A 20093-nucleotide genomic window follows, 5' to 3' on the forward strand; every position below is an offset into this window, starting at 1 on the left:
TACGGGCCGCTCCGGCGCCGAAGGCGCAGGCGGAGCGGCCCGACACGTCAGTGGCGGCGGCCCCGGCCGGCCGGTTCCGGGCGCTTGGGCTTCGTGCCGTTCGGCCACAGGCGTGGCCTGCGCTTCGCCGCCAGGTCCTCGACCCAGCCCGTGCTGAGGATCACCAGGCCGATCAGCGGCCAGACGAACGCGAACGCCCAGAGTTCGTACGTGCTGTTCAGCGCCTCCACCCCGCGCTCGCTCTGCATGAACGGCAGTTCGTACAGCAGGTCGACGATCGGGAAGGTGAGGGCGATCAGCAGGTTGTGCCACAGGTAGATGGTGACCGCGCGGTTGTTGGACAGGGTCACCAGCTTGTCCCAGTTGGCGAGCCGTCCCGGCAGCTCCTGCCACGAGGGCGAGTACTGGAGCAGGATCACCACGAACCCGAACGACCAGGCGGCCTGCGCCAGCGGGATGTTGTTGAGGTCCCAGCCCTCGTCGCCGAGGTGGCCCGAGGCCCACCACAGGCCGAACGCCATCACGAAGGCGGCGCCGGACACGGAGATGTAGCGCGGGACCTGCTTGAGCATGCCGTCCTGGTGGGCGAAGCCCAGCACCCAGCAGGAGCCGTAGACCGCGAAGTCGGTGACCGCGTTGCCGGTCTCGCCGGGGATGGTGACCAGCCCGGTGCCGACGACGGCCGTCAGGCCGAGCGGGGCGAGCAGCGTCGGCCAGGGCGCCCTGCGGAACGCCCACAGCAGCAGCGGGGACGCGAGTACGAACCACAGGTAGGCGCGCAGGTACCACAGCGGTCCCACCGCGTCGTCCGCCCAGGTGCCGCCGGTGAGCGGTCCCAGGTCCCCGGCCTCGAACGGGTAGGGCGGGGCGCCGATCGGGACCAGGTAGTGGAACAACTTGACCAGGCCCCAGGACCCGCCGCCCTGGTCGGGGTCGTCCCCGGGGTTCCAGCCGCTCAGGAACAGCAGCGTCAGCGCGACCCCGCCGAAGAGCCACATCGGCGGCAGCAGACGGCGGAGGCGTCCGCGGATCACGCTCCACGCGCCCCGCTTCAGCGACCGTGCCATCAGCGAGCCGGCCAGCGCGAACATCACGCCCATGGACGGGAACACGATCGACAGCCAGGCCCAGCCGAAGAGGTGGTAGACGACGACGCGGACCAGGGCGATGGAGCGCAGGAGGTCCAGGTAGCGGTCCCGGCCCGGCTTCTTCGGGGCCACCGGGGTCTCCGCGGGCGCCGCAGGCTCCGGCTCAGCCGTGTGCTGCTGCGGGAACGGGTACGCCGGCTGCGGGGCCACGTCCGTGTGGGTGCCGTACGGGGGCGGGTAGGGGCCGGCCGGGTCCGGGACCGGGCCGGCGCCGGTCGGGTGTCCGTGGGTCATGCCACCGGCCTCCGGTCGTCCTGGTACGCCTGGCCGCCCGGCACGGACCCGTTCACGGGCGCCCCGACGACACCGGTGCGGCGCAGCTTCTGCCAGCGCAGCCGGCCGCCGGTGAGCGCCGTGATCCAGGACTGGAGCAGCACGACGTACATGAGCTGGCGGTACAGGATCTGCTGCAGCGGCAGCGAGATCAGATGGGTCATGCGTTCCTTGTCGAGGCGGAACGCGTAGGCGGCGCAGACCGCCTGGATGGCCAGGACGCCCAGCCACGCGAGGATGGTCTGCTGGGTCGGTCCGAAGACCAGGCCGTACAGCAGGAACACGTCGATCAGCGGGGCCAGCAGCGGGGCCACGATCATGAACAGCGAGACGAAGGGCAGGCCGACCCGGCCGAAGCGGCCGGAGGGGCCCTTGTCGACGAGGGCGCGGCGGTGCTTCCAGATGGCCTGCATGGTGCCGTACGACCAGCGGTAGCGCTGGGACCACAGCTGCTGCACGGTCTCCGGGGCCTCGGTCCAGGCGCGGGCGTTCTCCGCGTAGACCACGCGCCAGCCGGCGCGGTGCAGCGCCATGGTGACGTCGGTGTCCTCGGCGAGCGTGTCGTCGCTCATGCCGCCGATGGGCTCGAGGGCCGACTTCCGGAAGGCGCCGACGGCGCCCGGGATGGTCGGCATGCAGCGCAGGATGTCGTACATCCGGCGGTCCAGGTTGAAGCCCATCACGTACTCGATGTGCTGCCAGGCGCCGATGAGGCTGTCCTTGTTGCCGACCTTGGCGTTGCCGGCGACGGCGCCGACCTTCGGGTCGGCGAACGGCTGCACGAGCTCGCGGACGGTGGACGGCTCGAAGACCGTGTCGCCGTCCATCATCACGACGATGTCGTAACGGGCGTTGGCCAGGCCCCGGTTGAGGGCGGCGGGCTTGCCCGCGTTGAGCTGGCGGATGACCCGGACGTTGGGCAGGCCCATCGCCTCGACGATGCGGGCGGTGCCGTCGGTGGACCCGTCGTCGATGACCAGCACCTCGATCGGATGGTCGCTGGCCATCAGGGAGGTGACGGTGTTCTCGATGCACTTGGCCTCGTTGTACGCCGGGACCAGCACCGTGACCGGCTCGGTGACCGGCGGGCCCCAGCGGAACCCCTTGCGGCGCACCCGGCGCGCGTGGGCGCCGGAGAGGAGCAGCATCAGCACGAAGCGGGCGATGACCAGGGTGCCGATGATCGCGAGGCCGACCACCAGGACGTCGGTGATGTGCTCCGAGGCCTGCACCAGGAAGATCCAGGCCTTGCCCTTCCACAGCTCGGATCCGGTGACCGGGCTGTGCGCGCTGGGCGCGTCCAGGGCCTCGGTCAGGTTGTCGAACTCGTAGCCCTTGTCCTTCAGGTCGGGCAGGAACCGGTCGAGCGCGGCCACGGTCTGGCTGCGGTTGCCGCCGGAGTCGTGCATCAGCACGATGGCGCCCTTGCCGTCCTTCGGGGTGGCGCGGCGGATGATCTCGTCGACGCCGGGCCGCTTCCAGTCCTCGCTGTCGGTGTTGTTGACGACGGTGAGGTAGCCGCGGCTGCCGATGTACTGGGTGACCGGCCAGGACTCGTTGTCCATGGCGTCGGAGAAGGACGAGTACGGCGGGCGGAACAGCGAGGTGCGGATGCCGGCCGCGCCGGTGATGGCGAGCTGGTTCTGCGACAGCTCCCAGTCGATGCGCTTGGTGGACTGGAGCGACAGGTCGGGGTGGTTGAACGTGTGCAGGCCGACCTCGTGGCCCTCGTCGACCATGCGCTTGACGAGGTCGGGGTAGCGGGAGGTCATGGTGCCGGTGACGAAGAAGACGGCGTGCGCGTCGTGCTTCTTCAGCACGTCGAGCACCTTCGGCGTCCAGGTGGGGTCCGGGCCGTCGTCGAAGGAGAGCACCAGGCGGTGGTCCGGGACGCTGAGCGTGGCGGCCTTGCCCTTGCGGGCGTCTATCACCGGGCCGCCCTCGAGTATCTCCTCGGGGACCTCGGTGGTGGGCGCCGGCTTCTGGATGCGGTGGTCGGCGAGGATCTCGCTGTGCACGTAGCCGCGCAGCATCAGCATGGCGGCGAGGGCGACCAGGACGAGCAGCGGCAGCAGCAGGCGCAGCGGGACGCGGCGCCGCAGTGCGCCGCGCCGGTCCGGGCGGGGCGCACTGCGGCGGTGGGACGGGGATGCCATCAGAGGACGTTCTCCGGGGACGGTGCGGCGGCGGGGGCGGAGTCGGCGCCCGCGGCGGGTTCGGCGGCGACCGGGTGGTCGGCGGAGGGAGCGGACAGGCTGTCGGTGCCGTTGACCTCGCCGCCGCCACCGGTGGTGGGGTCGGGCGTCGCGGGAGGCGTCGTGCCGGCCGGGGTGGTCGGCGTGGTGGGCTGCGTGGCGGTGCCGCCGCCGGCCGGGGGCGTGGTGGCGGCGGTGCCGCCGCCCGCGTCGCCGCCGCCGGTGGCGGGCTGGGTGCTGGCACGGCCGGCCGGGGTGGACGCCGGGGCGTCGCCGTCCGGCTGCCGCACCGTGCCGCCGGTGCCTCCCGCCGCGGGGGCGGAGGCGCCGGGCCCGGGCAGGTCGGAGGCGCCCGGGGTGGGCGTGCCGACGCCGGGGTCGAGACTGGTGCCGGCGTCGGGCGCGGGGTCGGTCGCGGAGGGCCGGGGCGTGGTCTCGACCTGCTCGGCCGGCTTGTCCTCCTGGCCCGGGACGGGCATCCAGGGTGCGTCGGAGTTGCCGGACAGCAGGGTGGCGACCATGACGACGGCGTAGCCCGCGCAGGCGAGGCCGACGGCCAGGCCGATGCGGCGGTAGAGCCGGTTGCGGCGGCCCGACTCGTCGACGAACACGGGGGCCGCCTCGGGCGCCGCGCCCGCTCCGGGTGTACGGCTCAGCACACCGCCGGCGCCGATCTGCACGGCGTCGAGCTGGACCGTCACCTCGTGCGGGTCGTGGGTGGCCTCGAGGCTGCCGGGCTCCTCCTGCCACGGGTCGCGCACGGCGGTGCCGCCGTCGCCGGGGCCGGGCGCGTCCACGGCGGGGATACGGGTCGTGGCGCCGGCGTCGGCCGTGCCGGCGGCCGGGGCGGACGAGGCGGCCGGGCGGGGCACGCGCAGGGCGGTGGTGCGCTCGGAGTCGTAGGCGTCCTCGGCGGTCCGGCGTGCGGCGGGCGCGGGCGGCTTGCCGAAGGCGTCGAAGCGGTGGCGGCCGGGGGACGGCGTGGGACCGTCGGCGCGCCGGGCGCCGCCGGCCTCACCCGAGCCGGACGGCGTGCCGTGGCGGGACGGCGTACCGGGACGGGAGGACGGGCCGGGACGGGAGGACGGGCCGGGGCGCGAGGACGGCGCCTGGGGGCCGCCCACCTCGGGCAGCACCTGCGTACGGTCCTCACCGCCGGGCCGGGACGCACCCGACGGGCCGGGCCGGGACGCGGCGGACGGACCCGGACGGCCGCCCGTGCCGGGGAGCACCTGGGTCCCGTCCTCGCTCCCGGAGGCAGGCAGCACCTGCGTCCGGTCGTCGTCCCTGCCGTTCCCGGACGGGAACACGCCGAGCCGCGCCCAGCGCTCGTCCAGGGACCCGGAACCGTCGAGGGACCCGGAACCGGAACCGGCGCGGAGGTTCTCCGCGCCGTCTCTCACGCCGGGTCCGGCGGGTCTCTCCGCCAGGGGCAGCACCCGCGTCTCACGGGCGTCCTCGTCCGCGTCCGCGAACCTCCGGGAACCGTCGGCCGACTGCGGCCGCCCCGGTTGGGCGTCTTCTCGCCACTTTTCCACGCGCTCGCCCTTCCCCCCAACGGAACCATCGGCGCGCGTACGACCCGAGCACCCGTCGGCGGACCGGGCCCCCACCCGCTCCGAGCGCCCCGTTTATCACACCGTGCTCGGGCATCGAATGTAGCGCACGCGGAGGTTGTGTGTTTGCGCGGCGACCTTTTGTGTCAGCAGCGAGACATTGGGTGCGCTCCCATCACTTCGGCGTCCTGCGCCGGAAGCCAGGAGTCCGCAGGTCGCCTCAGCCAGCCGCGCGCGGCGGAGAGGCCGGCCGCCGACCTGCGCAGTTCGGTCAGAGCGGGGTGGATCATTCCCTTCCGCCACACAAGAGACACAGGTGAGAGGGGTACGGGGTCCACCAGGGGCCGGGAAACCGTCCCCGGATGTGGCGGAAAACCGACCACGGCGAGGATCGGATTCCGGGTGCGCGCCATCATCCGCCGGAACTCCTCCTCCCCCACCGCGAGCGGCGCGGGCGGCGCGAGCGCGATGTCCCGCCCGTCGAACAGCCGCCGCGCCAGGTCCGTCCACTCCTCGGTGCGGGTGTTGCCCGCCCCGGCGTAGACGGTCTCGCCCGCCAGCGCGGCCAGCGGCACCTCGGGCAGTCCGGCCAGCGCGTGGTCCTCGGGCAGCACCACGGCCATCGGCTCGTACCGCACCGGCTGCTGTTCGAGTCCGGCCCGCACGGCCTTGGCGAGCCCCGCGAACCGGCCGAACGACGCGTCGAGGCGGCCGGCGAGCAGCTCCCCGGCCGCCCAGGTCAGCCCGCTCTCGTAGCGGGCCATCAGCTCGTGCGCGGGGGCCAGTTCGCGCGCCCGGTGCAGCACCTCGCGGTGGGTGTCCAGGCCCGGGGAGTTGAGGTCCACCAGCAGCGGGCGGCTCCGTCCGGCGGCGGCGAGCAGGTCGTCCTGGGCCTGGAGCGCCGCGCGGGCGTACGGCAGCAGGCGTTCGCCGTCGGCGGTGAGCGTGACCCGGCGGGTGCTGCGGACGAACAGCTCGCAGCCCAGCTCCCCTTCCAGGCGCCGCACGTCCCGGCTGAGCGCCTGCTGGGCGACGTAGAGGCGGGCCGCGGCCCGGGTGAAGTGCAGCTCCTCGGCGACGGTGACGAAGGCGCGCAGCAGGCGGGGATCGACGTGGGAGGGGGCGGACATCCCGCGAACCTACAACACAGGTGCGTCAATCGGTGCGGAGAAGGTGTTGGACCGGCCGCCCGGCCCGGGGCGACGGTGGTGCCATGCCGCAGCCGACCTCCCGCGACACCCGCCTGTTCACCGTCACCTCCGACACCCTGGTGGCCGTCGACTTCACCCCGCGCGAACCGCGCGAACCCCGCGAACCGCGTGCCCCGCGCGAGCCGGGCCCGTACCGCCGTCTGTTCGCCGTGCCGGGCGCCCGCGCCTTCACGGCGGGGAACCTGCTCGCCCGTCTGCCGATGGGGATGTTCGGGGTGAGCGCGATCGTGATGATCGCCGGGAGCCGCGGGTCCTACGCCCTGGCCGGGGCGGTCACCGCGACCGGGCTCGCCGCCACGGCGGTGGTCGCCCCGTGGACCGCGCGCCTGGTGGACCGCCACGGGCAGGCCCGTGTCGCCCTGCCGGCCACGCTGTTCGCGGTGCTCGGCTCGCTGGCGCTGGTGCTGTGCGTGCGGTACGACGCCCCCGACTGGACGCTGTTCGCCGCCTACGCCGCGACCGCCACCACCCCGAACACCGGGGGCATGTCCCGGGCCCGCTGGGCGTATCTGCTGAAGGGCCGGCCCGACGCGCTGCACACCGCGAACTCCTTCGAGCAGGCCGCCGACGAACTGTGCTTCATGCTCGGCCCGGTGCTCGCGGCGGTGCTGTGCGGGACGTTCTTCCCGGAGGCGGGGACGCTGACGGGCGCGGTGCTGCTGCTGACGGGCGTCGCGCTGTTCACCGCGCAGCGCTCCACGGAGCCCCCGGCCGTCCGCCGCGCCGCCGGGCGGGCCCCGCTGCGCGCGCCGGGCGTACGGCCGCTGCTGCTGGTCTGTCTGGCGACGGGCGGGGTGTTCGGCTCGCTGGAGGTCGTGACGATCGCGTTCGCGGACGGGCAGGGGCACCGTACGGCGGCGGGCGCGGTGCTGGCGCTCCAGGCGGCGGGTTCCTGCGTGGCGGGTCTGCTGTACGGGGCGGTGCGCCCGGCGGGGCCGGCGCTGACCCGGCTGGGCTGGTGCCTGGCCGTGATGGCCGCGCTGATGACGCTGCCGCTGCTGGCCGCGGCCCTGACCGGCTCGCTCCTGGTGCTGGCGGGCGCGCTGCTCGTGGCGGGCATGGCCACCGCGCCGACGATGGTCACCACGATGACCCTGGTGCAGCGGTACACCCCCGAGGGGCGGCTGAACGAGGGCATGACCCTTGCGGTCACCGGGCTGCTGGGCGGGATCGCCTGCGGCAGCGCGGCCGGCGGCTGGATCGTGGAGCACGTGTCGGCCACCGCCGGGTACGGGGTGCCGGTGGCGGCGGCGGTGACGGCCTTCGCGGTCGCCGGAACCCTCGTCTCGTTCGGCTCGTCGAACCGCTTCACGGATGACCGTCGGCACCATTGACGGGCACAGGTCCCGCACATACCTTCACCCGTCGAAGCGCTTCGACACTCGTGTCGGCCGCTGACTCCCCCCACGGACCGTGCCCACGAGGACTGCCGATGGTGAAGATCACGGATGTGGCCCGGCGCGCCGGCGTCTCCCCCAGTACGGTCTCGTACGCGCTGAGCGGCAAGCGGCCGATCTCGGACGCGACCCGGCGCCGGGTGCAGGCCGCGGCGCGCGAGCTGGGCTACCGCGCGGACGGCGCCGGGCGGCCCCGGTCGGGCGGCCGGGCGAAGGTGCTCGCGCTGGCGGTGCCGATGCGGCCCGGCATCCATGTGCCGGTGGTCACCCAGTTCGCGGTGTCGGTGGTCACCGCCGCCCGCGCCCGCGACCACGACGTGCTGCTGCTCACCCAGGGCGAGGGCGACGGGTCCCTCGGGCGGGTCACGGAGACGGGGCTGGCGGACGGGGTGATCGTGACGGACGTGCAGTTGCAGGACGCCCGATTACCGCTGCTGCGCTCCCGCTCCGTGCCGTCCGTGCTGATCGGGGTGCCCGCCGAGGCGGACGGGCTGACCTGCGTCGACCTGGACTTCCGGGCGGCCGGGGAGCTGTGCGTGGACCATCTGGCGGGGCTGGGGCACCGCGCGGTGGCGCTGGTCGGCTCGCCGCCGGAGGTGTACGTGCGGCGGACCGCGTTCGCCCGGCGGCTGGTGGAGGGCTTCACCGCGGCCGCCGACCGGCACGGGCTGGCGTCGGCGGTGCTGCCGTGCGGCACCGGCAGGGACGCGGCCCGCGCGGTCGTGGAGCGGCTGCTGCGCGACCTGCCGGCGCTGACCGCGGTGGTGGTGCACAACGAGCCGCTGATCGACCCGCTGATCGAGGCGTTCGGGGAGCTGGGGATGCGGATTCCCGGCGATCTGTCCCTCATCGCCGTCTGCCCGGCGCCGGTCGCCGCGGCGGCCCGCGTCCCGGTCACCTCGGTGGCCGTGCCGGCCGCCGAGCTGGGCGCCCGCGCGGTGCATCTGCTGGTACGGAAGCTGTCCGGGGCCGCCGTACCGGGCACCACCCTGCTGCCGCCCCGGCTGACGGAGCGGGCGAGCACGGCGCCGCGCGGGCACTGAGACTCAGCCGAGCTGCCAGGCCTTGCCCAGCCGGTAGGCGGCGCACAGGTTCACGTCCAGGAAGTACGCCCCGGCCGCTCCGCACTGCGCGTCCCCGGTCCCGGGGTCGACGGGCTGGCCGTGGCCCATCCCGGTGAGGCTGTACGTCTCGACGACCGCGTTCCCGCCGGGGCCCCGGTAGACGCGGTGGGGGTAGCCGGCGACGGTGTCGCTGACGTCGGCGGTGCGGTCGGCGCCGTGCACGTCGGTCCACTGGTCGACCAGGGCGGTCATGTTGGCCGGTTTCACCGTGTAGTCGGCCGTGCCCTGGAAGACGGTGAGCGCGGGCCAGGGCCCGGTGTACCCGGGGCGCGCGGCCCGCACCCGGTCGCCCCACTGCGCCGGGGTCTGGGTGGCCCCGACGTACATGCACACGTAGGGCGAGCCGGCGGCCTGGGCGCAGCCGTAGGGCAGTCCGGCGACGATCCCGCCCGCGGCGAACTTCTCCGGGTAGGCGGCCATCATCACGGCGGTCATCCCGCCGCCGGCGGACAGCCCGGTGACGTAGACGCGGGACGGGTCGCCGGAGACGTCGGCGAGCTGCCGGTCGACCATCTGGGCCACGGAGGCGGCCTCGCCCTGTCCGCGTGCGATGTCGGACGTCTGGAACCAGTTGAAGCACTGGGTGAGGTTGTTGCCGCTCTGCTGCTGCGGCAGCACGACGGAGAAGCCCCAGCGGTCGGCGAGCGTGGTCCAGCCGGTGCCGGAGGCGTACCCGGCGGCGTTCTGGGTGCAGCCGTGCAGGGCGACGACCACGGGGCGGCCGGCGGGCAGCCCGTCGGGGACGTAGCGGTACATCTTCAGGGCGCCGGGGTTGCTGCCGAAGCCGGTGACCTCCTGGAGGGAGGCGGCGGAGGCGGGCGCGGGGGCGAGCAGGACGGAGAGGAGGGCGGCCAGGAGGGCCGTCAGCACGGTGGGGCGCAGTGCGGCTCTGGTCTGTGTCATGGAGAGCGAAGGTAGAAGCGTGAACCACCCACCGATATGGGTGCGGCCCCCACATCCCGGGGCCACACGCATGTGGCCGCGCATGACACAGGCCCCGCCGCTCGCGCGACGGGGCCTGTGCCCACATGGGGTAAGTGGAGATGGCGGGAATCGAACCCGCGTCCAACGGTGCGGAACCAGGGCTTCTCCGTGTGCAGTCGGCTGTGCTTTTCTCGGCCCCGGAGATCACGCCGACAAGTCTCCGACGGGCCCAGTCACTGTGTGATTTCCCTCTTCACCCCGTGACCGGGATCAAGGTTTAGTTCCCTAGCTGATGCCAGGATCCGGGTCGGGAACACCCCCGGGCTGACACTCCCTTAAGTAGGGGAGCCGCTGCTCGCTACCTGAAGATCAGGCAGCGAGGGCGAGCTCGCCCTGGGAGACAGATCGCTTGGAATTGGCGATTATTTTTTTCGGCCTGTGGTTTACGAGATCATGGCCGCTTCCTCGACACGCTTCCCCTGCTTCGACAGCCGCTGTCGAAACCGATCATCCCCATGTTGTGTTGTCAAACCCTCCCGGAGGAGGTGACGCGCACCCGCTGTGAGGTGCGTTGCCATCGTACGTGACCAACGCGGGTCGATGCCAGCCTATTCCCGCGAGGTCCCCGGGCCCCGGGATCTCAGGCCCGCTGCTTCCTGCGGACCGCGGAGATCGCCCGCTCGGTCTCCCGCCGGTCCTGCTTCTCGCGCAGCGTCTGCCGCTTGTCGTACTCCTTCTTGCCCTTGGCGAGCGCGATCTCGACCTTCGCCCGGCCGTCCTTGAAGTACAGGGAGAGCGGCACGATGGTGTGGCCGGTCTCCTGGGACTTGGCCTCCAGCTTGCCGATCTCCTCGCGGTGCAGCAGCAGCTTCCGCTTGCGCCGGGCGCTGTGGTTGGTCCAGGTGCCCTGGCTGTACTCCGGGACGTGCACGTTGTGCAGCCACGCCTCGTGGTCGGTGAGCTGGACGAAGCCGTCCACCAGCGACGCCCTGCCCTGGCGCAGGGACTTCACCTCGGTGCCGGTGAGCACCAGGCCCGCCTCGTAGGTGTCGATGATGAGGTAGTCGTGGCGCGCCTTCTTGTTCTGCGCGATCAGCTTGCGCCCTTTTTCCTTAGCCATAGTGCGCCCATTTTCGCACTACGGAGGGGCTTCCAGGGAAGCCGATTAACGATCGGGGGCTACCGGCCGAGTCCGCCGACGACCGACTCGGCGCGCTCCAGCGCCCGCTCGCCGGCCTCCAGGTCGGGGGTGATGCCGTGGCCGTCGACGCCGCGGCCGGAGGGGGTGCGGTAGTGGCCGACGGTCAGCTCGGCGACGGAGCCGTCGGGCAGCTCGGTGGGCATCTGCACCGAGCCCTTGCCGAAGGTGCGGGAGCCCACGACGACCGCCCGTCCGCGGTCCTGGAGGGCGCCGGTGAGCAGTTCGGCCGCGCTCATCGTCCCCGCGTCGACCAGCGCGACCAGGGGTCTTGTCGTGTCGCCGCCGGGCTCGGCGTGCAGGGCGCGCTGCTCGCCGGCGACGTCGTAGGTGGCGACCAGGCCGCCGTCGAGGAAGGCGGAGGCCGCGGTGACCGCCTCGGCGACCAGGCCGCCGGGGTTGCCCCGCAGGTCGAGGACGATGCCGGACTCCTTCGGCGCCTCGCGCACGGCGGCGCCGACCTGCTCGCCGGAGCCCTTGGTGAAGGCGGCGACCTGGACGACCGTGACCCCGGAGGGCAGGGAGCGGACGGTGACCGCCTTGCGGGAGAGCCGGGCGCGCCGCACGGTCTCGCTCCACGAGCGCGAGCCGCGCTCGAGCCCGAGCCGTACGGTGCTGCCGGCGCTCTTGCCCGCCCTGTCCCCGCGCAGCAGGGACACGACCTCGGTGACGGGCCGCCCGTCGACCTTCTCGCCGTCGACGCTGCGCAGCCGGTCGCCCGCGCGGATGCCCGCCTCGGCGGCGGGGGTGCCGCTGCCGACCTTGCTCACCTCGATGCGGCCGTCCCGCTCGCGGGCCCACAGGCCGACGCCGGTGTAGGCGCCGTCGAGGGTCGCCTCGAACGTCTCGTACTCGCCGCGCGAGTAGACGGCGGCCCAGCGGTCCCCGCTGCGGCTGACCGCGCGCTCCGCGGCCTCCAGCGGGGACGCCCCGTGGGCGGCGGCCTCCTCGGCCGCGCGGGTGACCTCGGCGTGGTGGCCCACGGGAGCGGCCTGTGCGGCGCCCTCCGCGGTGTCCTCGCGGGCGGCGCCGGGAAGGCTGCCCGTGGCCGCGCCGGCGACGAGGACGCTCGCGAACACCAAGGTCAGGGCGGCGCCGCGGCGGACGCTGCGGGGCCGACAGAACGGGTCACGACCTGACATGCCGGTGAGTCTAGGACAACCGAAAGGGGCGCACGGCCCGTTGGCCGCGCGCCCCTGTTGGCAAGAGTCACACCTTCAGATACTTGCGCAGCGCGAAGAACGCCGCCAACGCCGGCATCAGCAGACTGGTCGCCAGGATGAGCGGAAGCTTCGTCAGGACGGCGTCCCAGCCGATGAAGTTGATCAGGCTCAGCTTCTCCGACAGGGCGAGCCCGTGGTCGATGATGAAGTACCGCGCCAGGATGAGGAAGGCGCACGCGAGGGTGCCGCCGATGAGTCCGGCGACCGCGGCCTCCATGATGAACGGCGCCTGGATGTAGAAGCCGGAGGCGCCCACCAGACGCATGATCCCGGTCTCGCGCCGGCGGCTGAACGCGGACACCCGGACGGTGTTCACGATCAGCATGAGGGCGACGACCAGCATCAGCGCCATCATGGCGAGGGCGGCGATGTTCATGCCCTCCAGCAGGCCGAAGAGGTTGTCCAGCAGGCCCTTCTGGTCCTGCACGGACTGCACCCCGTCCCGCCCGTCGAAGGCGGTCGCGATGACCTGGTACTTCTCCGGGTCCTTCAGCTTGATGCGGTACGACTCCTGCATCTGGTCCGGGGTGAGGGAACTGGCCAGCGGCGAGTCGCCGAACTGCTCCTTGTAGTGCTTGTACGCCTCGTCCTGCGACTCGTACGTCACCGTGTCGACGACCGACATCTTCTCCAGGTCGGCCTTGATCTGGCCCTTCTGGTCGTCGGTCACCGCGCCCTTGGCGCAGTTGGGGTCGGACTCGGCGTCGCTCTTGTTGCAGAGGAAGATGGAGACGTTGACCTTGTCGTACCAGTAGCCCTTCATCGTGCTCACCTGGTCGCTCATCAGGAGCGACCCGCCGAACAGGGCGAGCGACAGGGCTACGGAGACGACGACCGCGAAGGTCATCGTCAGGTTGCGGCGGAGACCGACGCCGATCTCCGACAGGACGAACTGGGCGCGCATGGCGTCTGATCAAGCCTTTCCGTGGAGCGTCAGTGCTGGTAGCCGTAGACGCCGCGTGCCTGGTCGCGCACGAGGCGGCCCTTCTCCAGCTCGATGACGCGCTTGCGCATCTGGTCCACGATGTTCTGGTCGTGCGTCGCCATCACCACGGTGGTGCCCGTCCGGTTGATCCGGTCGAGCAGCTTCATGATGCCGACGGAGGTCTGCGGGTCGAGGTTGCCGGTGGGCTCGTCGCAGATGAGCAGCTTGGGCCGGTTGACGAAGGCCCGCGCGATGGCGACGCGCTGCTGCTCACCGCCGGACAGCTCGCCCGGCATGCGGTCCTCCTTGCCGCCGAGCCCGACCAGGTCGAGCACCTGCGGCACGGACTTGCGGATCTCGCCGCGCGACTTGCCGATGACCTCCTGGGCGAAGGCCACGTTCTCGGCGACCGTCTTGTTCGGCAGCAGGCGGAAGTCCTGGAACACGGTCCCCAGCTGCCGCCGGATCTGCGGCACCTTCCAGTTGGAGACGCGGGCGAGATCCTTGCCGAGGACGTGCACCTGCCCGTGGCTGGCCCGCTCCTCGCGGAGGACGAGCCGCAGGAAGGTGGACTTTCCGGAGCCGGAGGACCCGACGAGGAACACGAACTCGCCCTTCTCGACCTCCAGGGAGACGTCCCGGAGGGCTGGGCGGGTCTGCTTGGGGTAGACCTTGGACACGTTGTCGAATCGGATCACGGATGCACCACGGGTAGCCGGGGGTAGATGAGCGTGACCTTACGCGACCCGGGGAGCCGAGCGCAGTCACCGGAGGGGGTTGTGGAAGAGATGCGCCCTTTGTTCCGGGCGGCGCCTGCTCCCAGGGGAAGCCGGGGCGCCTCTGGGAAGGGCCCTGACTGGGGAGGACCTGGCGCGGTCGCGGCGGGAACCTGGCACAGTGGAAGGGGAACGTTCACACGGTGGTGGGCGTTGAACCCCAGGAACCGGTGCGAGGAGGGCGAGCGCATGACGTACGACCGGCTGGTGTGCGCGAACTGCGCCGCGCCCGTGAGCGAGGGCCGGTGCCCCGTGTGCCGTGCGAACCGCGAGCGGATGCAGCAGGAGAACTTCTTCGCGGGTCTGACCCCGATGACCCTGATCGTCCTGCTGGCGGTGCTGGTCGCGGCGGTGGCACTGCTCGCCCATCAGACCGTCTGACCTGGGCGGACAGGGGACACAAAACACGGCGAGGGCCCGGAGCGCGGCGGCGCTCCGGGCCCTTGCGTCATGTCGTGCGCACGGTGCGTGCGCGCGCGGCCACAGTCAGGCTGCGGCGCCGCCGCGGCCGGTCATCAGGCGCGGCAGCACCCGGAAGCCGATACCGCCGGCGATCATCGTGGCGGCGCCGATGACCAGGAAGGTGGTCTCGGCGGCACCGGTCTCGGCCAGCTCCTTGCCGTTGCCCTGCGCCGAGGCCGCGGGGGCCTCCTCGCCGGTGTCGGTCAGGGAGGAGGAGCCTTCCTCCTGCGGCGAGGCGCCGCCGTCCGGGTCGAGGCCGCCGCCGGGGGCGGACTCGGAGGGCTCCTCGGTCGGGTCCTCGGTGGGGTCGTCCGTGGGGTCCTCGGTCGGGTCCTCAGTGGGGTCCCCGGTCGGGTCCTCGGTGGGGTCGCCCGTCGGGTCCTCGGTCGGGTCCCCGGTGGGGTCCTCCGTCGGGTCCCCGGTCGGGTCCTCCGGGATGGTGGTCGGCGGGTCGGTGGGCTCCTCCGGGTCGGTGGGCGTGCCGGTGGGGTCCTCTTCGCCGGCGCTCAGACCGAGGCCCAGGCCGAGGCCCGCGTCGTTCGCCTCGGCGCTCACGCCGATCTCGAGGGCGGAGGCGGCTCCGGCCGCCGTGAGCGAGGCGCCGGCCGCTATCACGGCACCGGCCGCGATACGTGCGACACGGATCCGCGTCTTCTTGGTCATGTGGTTGCTACCCCCAGTAGCTCATCGTCAGTGAGGCGGCGCCCGGGGCCGTGATCAACGGAGGTAACTGTCGTGAAACGCCCCCCGGTTCACATGCGCCCCAGAAATGCGCATGCCACGCTTCACCCTTCCCACTTTCCAAAAGAACGTCAAGGGCGTTGCGGGCGCGATGTCCGGCTCCGCACGCTTTGCCGGACAGGGAAGCTGTGAGTGTGATGTAAATCCCGGACATCCCCGACACGACAAGGCAACTGCCGCTACGCGAGCGGCAGTTGCCTTGTCGACAAATCGGTGTGCGGGAGGAGTCCTACTTCTCCTGCTGCTTGCGCCAGCGAATTCCGGCCTCGAGGAAACCGTCGATCTCGCCGTTGAACACGGCCTCCGGGTTGCCCACTTCGTGCTCCGTGCGCAGGTCCTTGACCATCTGGTACGGGTGCAGCACGTACGAACGCATCTGGTTGCCCCAGGAGTTGCCGCCGTCGCCCTTCAGGGCGTCCATCTTGGCCTGTTCCTCCTGGCGGCGCCGCTCCAGCAGCTTGGCCTGGAGGACGTTCATCGCGGTGGCCTTGTTCTGGATCTGCGACCGCTCGTTCTGGCAGGAGACCACGATGCCGGTGGGAAGGTGCGTGAGGCGCACCGCGGAGTCCGTGGTGTTCACGCCCTGGCCGCCGGGGCCGGAGGACCGGTAGACGTCCACCCGCAGCTCGGACTCGTCGATCTCGATGTGGTCGGTCTGCTCGACCACGGGGAGCACCTCGACGCCCGCGAAGGACGTCTGGCGGCGGCCCTGGTTGTCGAAGGGCGAGATGCGCACCAGGCGGTGCGTGCCCTGCTCGACGGAGAGGGTGCCGTAGGCGTAGGGCGCCTGCACGGCGAAGGTGGTCGACTTGATGCCGGCCTCCTCCGCGTACGAGGTCTCGATCAGCTCCGTCTTGTAGCCGCGCTGCTCGGCCCAGCGCAGGTACATGCGCTGGAGCTTCTCGGCGAAGTCGGCGGCGTCCACGCCGCCCGCCTCGGCGCGGATGTTGACCAGAGCCTCACGGGAGTCGTACTCGCCGCTCAGGAGGGTGCGGACCTCCATCTCGTCCAGTGCCTTCCGCACCGAGGTGAGCTCCGACTCGGCCTCCGCGCGGGTGTCCGGGTCGTCCTCCTCCTCGGCCATCTCGAAGAGCACGGCGAGATCGTCGATCCGCGAGCGCAGGGCCTCGGCCTTCCTGACCTCCGCCTGGAGGTGGGACAGCTTGCTGGTGATCTTCTGCGCCTCGTCCGGGTTGTCCCAGAGGGACGGCGCGGCCGCCTGCTCCTCGAGCACGGCGATGTCTGCCCTCATCTTGTCGAGGTCCAGGACGGCCTCGATCGACTCCATGGTCGAGGAGAGGGACTTGAGCTCTTCGGATACGTCGACGACTGCCACGCCCTCCAGCGTAACGGCTTCCCGCCGGGGGCCTTGCCGGGCGGCTTCCGATTCCGGGGTCGGGTGCGGTTGCGGATCCCCATTTGCGCAGTTCCCCGCGCCCCTGTAGGGCGCTTCCCTCCGTGGCCGGGTGCGGGTGGGTTCGGGGGCTCCGCCCCCGGGCCCCGTTCGCGCAGTTCCCCGCGCCCCTGAGGGGGTTTCCCGGCGCGGTCGGGTGCCGGTGGGTTCGGGGGCTTCGCCCCCGGGCCCCGTTCGCGCAGTTCCCCGCGCCCCTAGGAGGTGACTTCCCTCCGTGGCCGGGTGCGGGCCTGTTCGGGGGCTTCGCCCCCGGGCCCCCGTTCGCGCGGTTCCCCGCGCCCCTATGGGTGCCTGCTTCCCCGCGTTCCCATGGGCTACGGGGTCGCCGGGGCCGAGTTCTTCTGGTCCCGGGGTGGGGGTGGGGTGTCTTCCGTGGTGGCGAGCCACGTGCCCACCGCTGCCGCCGTCACCAGGGTGGCCGCGACCGCCAGGGTGAGGCGGCGTCTGCGGGTGACCGCCCGGTTGCGGGCCGAGCCGGGGCGGGGGGCGCCTGCCGCTCGGGGGGCGCGGGCCGTGCCGTGGGCTCCGCCGGCCAGCTCGTCGGGCGCCGGGACCCGCATCGAGGTGTGCGTGTCGCGGTTGGAGTCGGAGGGCTTGGCGCCCGGGACCAGGGGGACCGCGCCGCGGCGTACCGGCCGGCCGGCGGCGGGGGCGGCGCCGGACAGTTCCTCGGCGGTCTCCTCGGGCTGGTCGGTGTCCGGCTCGTCCACGTCCAGCGGGGGCATCCCGGCCAGCAGCGGCAGCAGCTCCCGCAGCCGGGCGGCCAGCTCGGACGCGCGCAGGCGGGACGCCGGGGCCTTCGCCAGGCACTGCACCAGCAGCTGCCACAGCTCGTCCGGGATGCCGGGCAGCGGGACGACCGTCTCGGTGACGTGCCGGCGCAGCACCGCGCCCGGGTGGCCGCCGCCGAACGGGGTGAAGCCCGCGAGCAGCTCGTAGAGGACGGTGGCGAGGGCGTAGATGTCGACGGCGGCGCGCGGCGGGAGGCCCTCGACGATCTCCGGGGCCAGATAGTCCGGCGTGCCGATGATCTTCGAGGCGCGGGTGCGGCGCGGCGTGTCGATGAGTTTCGCCACGCCGAAGTCGGTGAGCAGGGCGCGGTGCGAGCCGCCCGGGCCGAGCGGGCCCTGCATGTCCAGCAGGACGTTCTCCGGCTTGACGTCGCGGTGGACGACACCGGCCGCGTGCGCCGCCGCCAGGCCGTCCGCGACGTCGGCGGCGATCGCCACCGCGGCCTCGGGGGCCAGCCTGCGCTCCCGGTCCAGCCGGGTGCGCAGGTCGGTGCCCCGGACCAGGTCCATCACCAGGGCGAGGTCGTTGCCGTCGACCACCAGGTCCCGCACGGACACCACGTGCGGATGCTCCAGGCCCAGCAGCGCCGTCCGCTCCTGCACGAAGCGGCCGACGAGCTCCTGGTCCGAGGAGAGATCCTCACGCAGCAGCTTGATGGCGACGGGCCCCTCGGGGCCCTCGCCCAGCCACACCGTGCCGGCGCTGCCCCGCCCGAGGATCTGATGGGCGGTGTACCGGCTGCCGATTCTCCGTGCCAAGACTGCTCCTACCGACGCGTGTTGTCGCCAAAGCTACGCGTCCGGACAGGTGACCTTCACCGCAGACCCGGAAATCGGGCCCCGGATGTCGACAAAGCGGCAGACACGCTTCAGTTCGTCGGGTCCGAGGGGCCGCCCAGGTCCTCGATCCAGCCCGTGACCGAGCCGAACCAGTCGCTGAGCTGCTCCCAGTAGCCCTTGGTGGTGCCGATCCAGTCCTGGAGCGGGCTCAGCTCCCAGATCAGCCAGCTCGCCACGAACAGGATGAGCAGCGTGAACAGGCATCCCTTGAGGCAGCCCAGACCGGGGATGCGCATCGGGTTGGCGCTGCGCTGCCGGGGCTGCCGCGGCTCCCGCGCGGGGCGCTGCGGCTCCGGCGGGGGCGCGTACCGCTGCGGCGGCTGGGGCTGCTGCCGCCGCTGGCGCTCCGGCGGCGGGGCGTACTGCTGCGGCGGGGGCTGCTGCGGGTAGCCGTACCCGGGGCCGGGCTGCGGCTGCTGCCGGGGGTGGCGCTGCGGCGGCTGCTGGGGCCGGGCCACCTGCCGCTGGGGGCGGCGGCGCAGCGGGTCCTCGTTGGGGTCGAGGTACTGGACCTGGGTCTGCTCGTTGCGGTCGCGGGCCGCGCGGAGCTGGCTCTGCCAGGGGTGCGGGTCCTCGGGGCCGCCGCCGGGCTGCCCGGGCGGCACCGGGGGCATCACGGCCGTCGGGTCGGCCGCGCCGTTGGGGCCGGTCTGCGGCAGGACGCTGGTCGCGGCGTTGGGGTCGTAGGCGCCGGGCGGGTTCTGCGGCAGCACCTGCGTGGGGTCGGAGACACCGGGGGCGGACGGCTCGCCGGGGACCGGCGCGGGCGCCGGGTCGGGGGCGAGGAGCGCGCCGACGTTCTCCGCGGCGGAGATCTGCGCCGAGGTGGCGTGCACGCCGATGCCCTCGGCGACGACCCGCAGGCCGCGCGCGAGGTTCTCGGCGCTGGGCCGCTGCTCGGGGTTCTTGCGCAGGCAGCGCTCGATGACCGTCCACAGCGGGTCGGGGACGGTGGAGGGGCGGCGCGGCTCGGCGCTCAGGTGCTGGTGCAGCACCTCGAGGGCGGACCCGCCGGAGAACGGCGGACGGCCGGTGACCAGCTCGTACAGCAGGATGCCGGCGCCGTAGATGTCGACGGCGGAGGTCTGCGGGCGGCCCTCGGCGGACTCGGGCGCGATGTAGGCGGGGGTGCCGACGAACTCGTGGGTGCGGGTCAGGCCCGGGGAGTCGGCGAGGCGCGCGATGCCGAAGTCGGTGAGCATCGGGTGCAGCTCGCCGTTGTACTGCTTGAGCAGCACGTTGGCGGGCTTGAGGTCGCGGTGGACCACGCCGTCGGCGTGGCTGGCCCCGAGCGCGTCGGCGATCTGCGCGGTCAGCAGGGCCGCGGCGACGGGCGTGAAGGGGCCGTTCTCCCGCAGGTGGCGGTGCAGGTCAGGGCCCTCGACGAGGTCCATGACCAGCGCCAGCAGCTCGCCTTCGACCACCAGGTCGCGGACCCGGACGATGTTGGGGTGGGTGAGCCGCAGCAGGACAGAGCGCTCCCTCAGGAAGCGCATGACGACGTCGGCGTCGCCCGCCAGCTCCTCCTTGAGGACCTTGATCGCCACGGTCTCGCCGGGCTGGCCCGGCACGGCCGCCTCGGCGCCCGCGGTCTCCCGCTGGCGCGCGCGCCAGACGGTGCCCGTGGCGCCGCGTCCGAGCGGCTCCTCGAGCAGGTACTTGCTCCCTACCGGCCGCACGTCATGCGCTCCCTGCTGCTTGCTGGCTGGCGTACACCGTGGTCCACCCTGCTGAATGTTCCGACCCACTGTAGTGCCGCCGCGCGGGACACCGGCCGGCCGACTTACGCGTCGCCCTGTGCGGGGTGGTACGCGCCGGTGCCCGTTCCTGTTCGACGGTTCCGTTGATTCCGCGGTCCCGCCGCCTTGGCGGGTAGGCGGAGTCGGGAGGAAAGA

16 protein-coding genes and 1 other RNA gene are annotated in these 20093 nt (G+C 72.9%); 3 read left to right on the forward strand and 14 right to left on the reverse strand.

The window, feature by feature from the left end:
• Window positions 1-47: 47 nt before the first annotated feature.
• From ACFOSY_RS08920 to ACFOSY_RS08935, 4 genes are all read right to left on the reverse strand, one after another.
• Entirely contained in the window at window positions 48-1382 is a 1335-nt protein-coding gene (locus ACFOSY_RS08920; RefSeq protein WP_394306187.1) for an acyltransferase family protein, read from the reverse strand.
• Window positions 1379-3577: a glycosyltransferase gene (locus tag ACFOSY_RS08925; RefSeq protein ID WP_394306188.1), complete on the reverse strand. Its 2199-nt coding sequence runs from the start codon at window positions 3575-3577 to the stop codon at window positions 1379-1381. Before ACFOSY_RS08925 ends, ACFOSY_RS08920 begins: the two co-directional genes overlap by 4 nt.
• Complete coding sequence (locus ACFOSY_RS08930) at window positions 3577-5154, reverse strand: hypothetical protein (protein ID WP_394306189.1); 1578 nt, start codon at window positions 5152-5154, stop codon at window positions 3577-3579. The genes ACFOSY_RS08925 and ACFOSY_RS08930 overlap by 1 nt, the downstream gene beginning before the upstream one ends.
• Before the next feature lie 164 nt (window positions 5155-5318).
• On the reverse strand, window positions 5319-6302 hold the full coding sequence (locus ACFOSY_RS08935; RefSeq protein ID WP_394306190.1) for a LysR family transcriptional regulator: 984 nt from the start codon (window positions 6300-6302) through the stop codon (window positions 5319-5321).
• An 83-nt stretch (window positions 6303-6385) separates the two neighbouring features.
• On the opposite strand from ACFOSY_RS08935, the gene ACFOSY_RS08940 reads away from it, so the two are divergent.
• Both ACFOSY_RS08940 and ACFOSY_RS08945 read left to right on the forward strand, forming a co-directional pair.
• Window positions 6386-7717 (forward strand): MFS transporter, encoded by a 1332-nt coding sequence (locus ACFOSY_RS08940; protein WP_394306191.1) that lies wholly within the window; start codon window positions 6386-6388, stop codon window positions 7715-7717.
• A 98-nt stretch (window positions 7718-7815) separates the two neighbouring features.
• A complete protein-coding gene (locus ACFOSY_RS08945; protein WP_394306192.1) occupies window positions 7816-8823 on the forward strand; it encodes a LacI family DNA-binding transcriptional regulator in 1008 nt (335 codons plus the stop codon).
• Between the two features lie 3 nt (window positions 8824-8826).
• Here the strand turns inward: ACFOSY_RS08945 and ACFOSY_RS08950 are convergent, their stop codons facing one another.
• The 6 genes from ACFOSY_RS08950 to ftsE all read right to left on the reverse strand — a co-directional run bounded on the left by ACFOSY_RS08950 (window position 8827) and on the right by ftsE (window position 13872).
• The gene (locus ACFOSY_RS08950) at window positions 8827-9807 is read right to left on the reverse strand and encodes an extracellular catalytic domain type 1 short-chain-length polyhydroxyalkanoate depolymerase (RefSeq protein WP_394306193.1); all 981 of its coding nucleotides are present in this window, start codon (window positions 9805-9807) and stop codon (window positions 8827-8829) included.
• A 132-nt stretch (window positions 9808-9939) separates the two neighbouring features.
• Window positions 9940-10343, reverse strand: a transfer-messenger RNA (tmRNA) gene (ssrA, locus tag ACFOSY_RS08955).
• A 125-nt stretch (window positions 10344-10468) separates the two neighbouring features.
• Window positions 10469-10948: an SsrA-binding protein SmpB gene (smpB, locus tag ACFOSY_RS08960; protein ID WP_006132397.1), complete on the reverse strand. Its 480-nt coding sequence runs from the start codon at window positions 10946-10948 to the stop codon at window positions 10469-10471.
• Between the two features lie 59 nt (window positions 10949-11007).
• The gene (locus ACFOSY_RS08965) at window positions 11008-12168 is read right to left on the reverse strand and encodes a S41 family peptidase (RefSeq protein ID WP_394306194.1); all 1161 of its coding nucleotides are present in this window, start codon (window positions 12166-12168) and stop codon (window positions 11008-11010) included.
• Between the two features lie 67 nt (window positions 12169-12235).
• Window positions 12236-13153: a permease-like cell division protein FtsX gene (ftsX, locus tag ACFOSY_RS08970; protein ID WP_394306195.1), complete on the reverse strand. Its 918-nt coding sequence runs from the start codon at window positions 13151-13153 to the stop codon at window positions 12236-12238.
• Between the two features lie 29 nt (window positions 13154-13182).
• Window positions 13183-13872, reverse strand: coding sequence for a cell division ATP-binding protein FtsE (gene ftsE / locus ACFOSY_RS08975; protein WP_006132401.1), 690 nt, complete (start codon window positions 13870-13872; stop codon window positions 13183-13185).
• A gap of 267 nt (window positions 13873-14139) precedes the next feature.
• On the opposite strand from ftsE, the gene ACFOSY_RS08980 reads away from it, so the two are divergent.
• Window positions 14140-14331, forward strand: a complete 192-nt coding sequence (locus ACFOSY_RS08980; RefSeq protein ID WP_019525816.1) for a hypothetical protein — start codon at window positions 14140-14142, stop codon at window positions 14329-14331.
• Window positions 14332-14436: 105 nt separating this feature from the next.
• Here ACFOSY_RS08980 and ACFOSY_RS08985 read toward each other — a convergent pair whose 3' ends face one another.
• From ACFOSY_RS08985 to ACFOSY_RS09000, 4 genes are all read right to left on the reverse strand, one after another.
• Window positions 14437-15075 carry an LPXTG cell wall anchor domain-containing protein gene (locus tag ACFOSY_RS08985; protein ID WP_394306196.1) on the reverse strand — a complete coding sequence of 213 codons (639 nt, stop codon included), beginning with the start codon at window positions 15073-15075 and terminating at the stop codon, window positions 14437-14439.
• Between the two features lie 307 nt (window positions 15076-15382).
• Window positions 15383-16489, reverse strand: a complete 1107-nt coding sequence (prfB, locus tag ACFOSY_RS08990) for a peptide chain release factor 2 (RefSeq protein ID WP_006132406.1) — start codon at window positions 16487-16489, stop codon at window positions 15383-15385.
• Window positions 16490-16881: 392 nt separating this feature from the next.
• Entirely contained in the window at window positions 16882-18117 is a 1236-nt protein-coding gene (locus ACFOSY_RS08995) for a serine/threonine-protein kinase (RefSeq protein WP_394306197.1), read from the reverse strand.
• 110 nt (window positions 18118-18227) lie between these two features.
• Window positions 18228-19877, reverse strand: a complete 1650-nt coding sequence (locus ACFOSY_RS09000) for a serine/threonine-protein kinase (protein WP_394306198.1) — start codon at window positions 19875-19877, stop codon at window positions 18228-18230.
• Window positions 19878-20093 lie beyond the last annotated feature (216 nt).

The organism is Streptomyces lusitanus (genome assembly GCF_042647945.1).
Taxonomy (GTDB): Bacteria; Actinomycetota; Actinomycetes; order Streptomycetales; family Streptomycetaceae; genus Streptomyces; species Streptomyces pseudogriseolus.

What these genes read in the sequence shown, in the direction of transcription:
- smpB (WP_006132397.1), bottom strand. Translation starts at nt 10,948, where the DNA reads ATGGCTAAGGAAAAAGGGCGCAAGCTGATCGCGCAGAACAAGAAGGCG.
- ACFOSY_RS08920 (WP_394306187.1), bottom strand. Translation starts at nt 1,382, where the DNA reads ATGACCCACGGACACCCGACCGGCGCCGGCCCGGTCCCGGACCCGGCC.
- ACFOSY_RS08945 (WP_394306192.1), top strand. Translation starts at nt 7,816, where the DNA reads ATGGTGAAGATCACGGATGTGGCCCGGCGCGCCGGCGTCTCCCCCAGT.
- ACFOSY_RS08925 (WP_394306188.1), bottom strand. Translation starts at nt 3,577, where the DNA reads ATGGCATCCCCGTCCCACCGCCGCAGTGCGCCCCGCCCGGACCGGCGC.
- ACFOSY_RS08985 (WP_394306196.1), bottom strand. Translation starts at nt 15,075, where the DNA reads ATGACCAAGAAGACGCGGATCCGTGTCGCACGTATCGCGGCCGGTGCC.
- ACFOSY_RS08935 (WP_394306190.1), bottom strand. Translation starts at nt 6,302, where the DNA reads ATGTCCGCCCCCTCCCACGTCGATCCCCGCCTGCTGCGCGCCTTCGTC.
- ftsX (WP_394306195.1), bottom strand. Translation starts at nt 13,153, where the DNA reads ATGCGCGCCCAGTTCGTCCTGTCGGAGATCGGCGTCGGTCTCCGCCGC.
- ACFOSY_RS08950 (WP_394306193.1), bottom strand. Translation starts at nt 9,807, where the DNA reads ATGACACAGACCAGAGCCGCACTGCGCCCCACCGTGCTGACGGCCCTC.
- ACFOSY_RS08980 (WP_019525816.1), top strand. Translation starts at nt 14,140, where the DNA reads ATGACGTACGACCGGCTGGTGTGCGCGAACTGCGCCGCGCCCGTGAGC.
- ACFOSY_RS08965 (WP_394306194.1), bottom strand. Translation starts at nt 12,168, where the DNA reads ATGTCAGGTCGTGACCCGTTCTGTCGGCCCCGCAGCGTCCGCCGCGGC.
- ACFOSY_RS08940 (WP_394306191.1), top strand. Translation starts at nt 6,386, where the DNA reads ATGCCGCAGCCGACCTCCCGCGACACCCGCCTGTTCACCGTCACCTCC.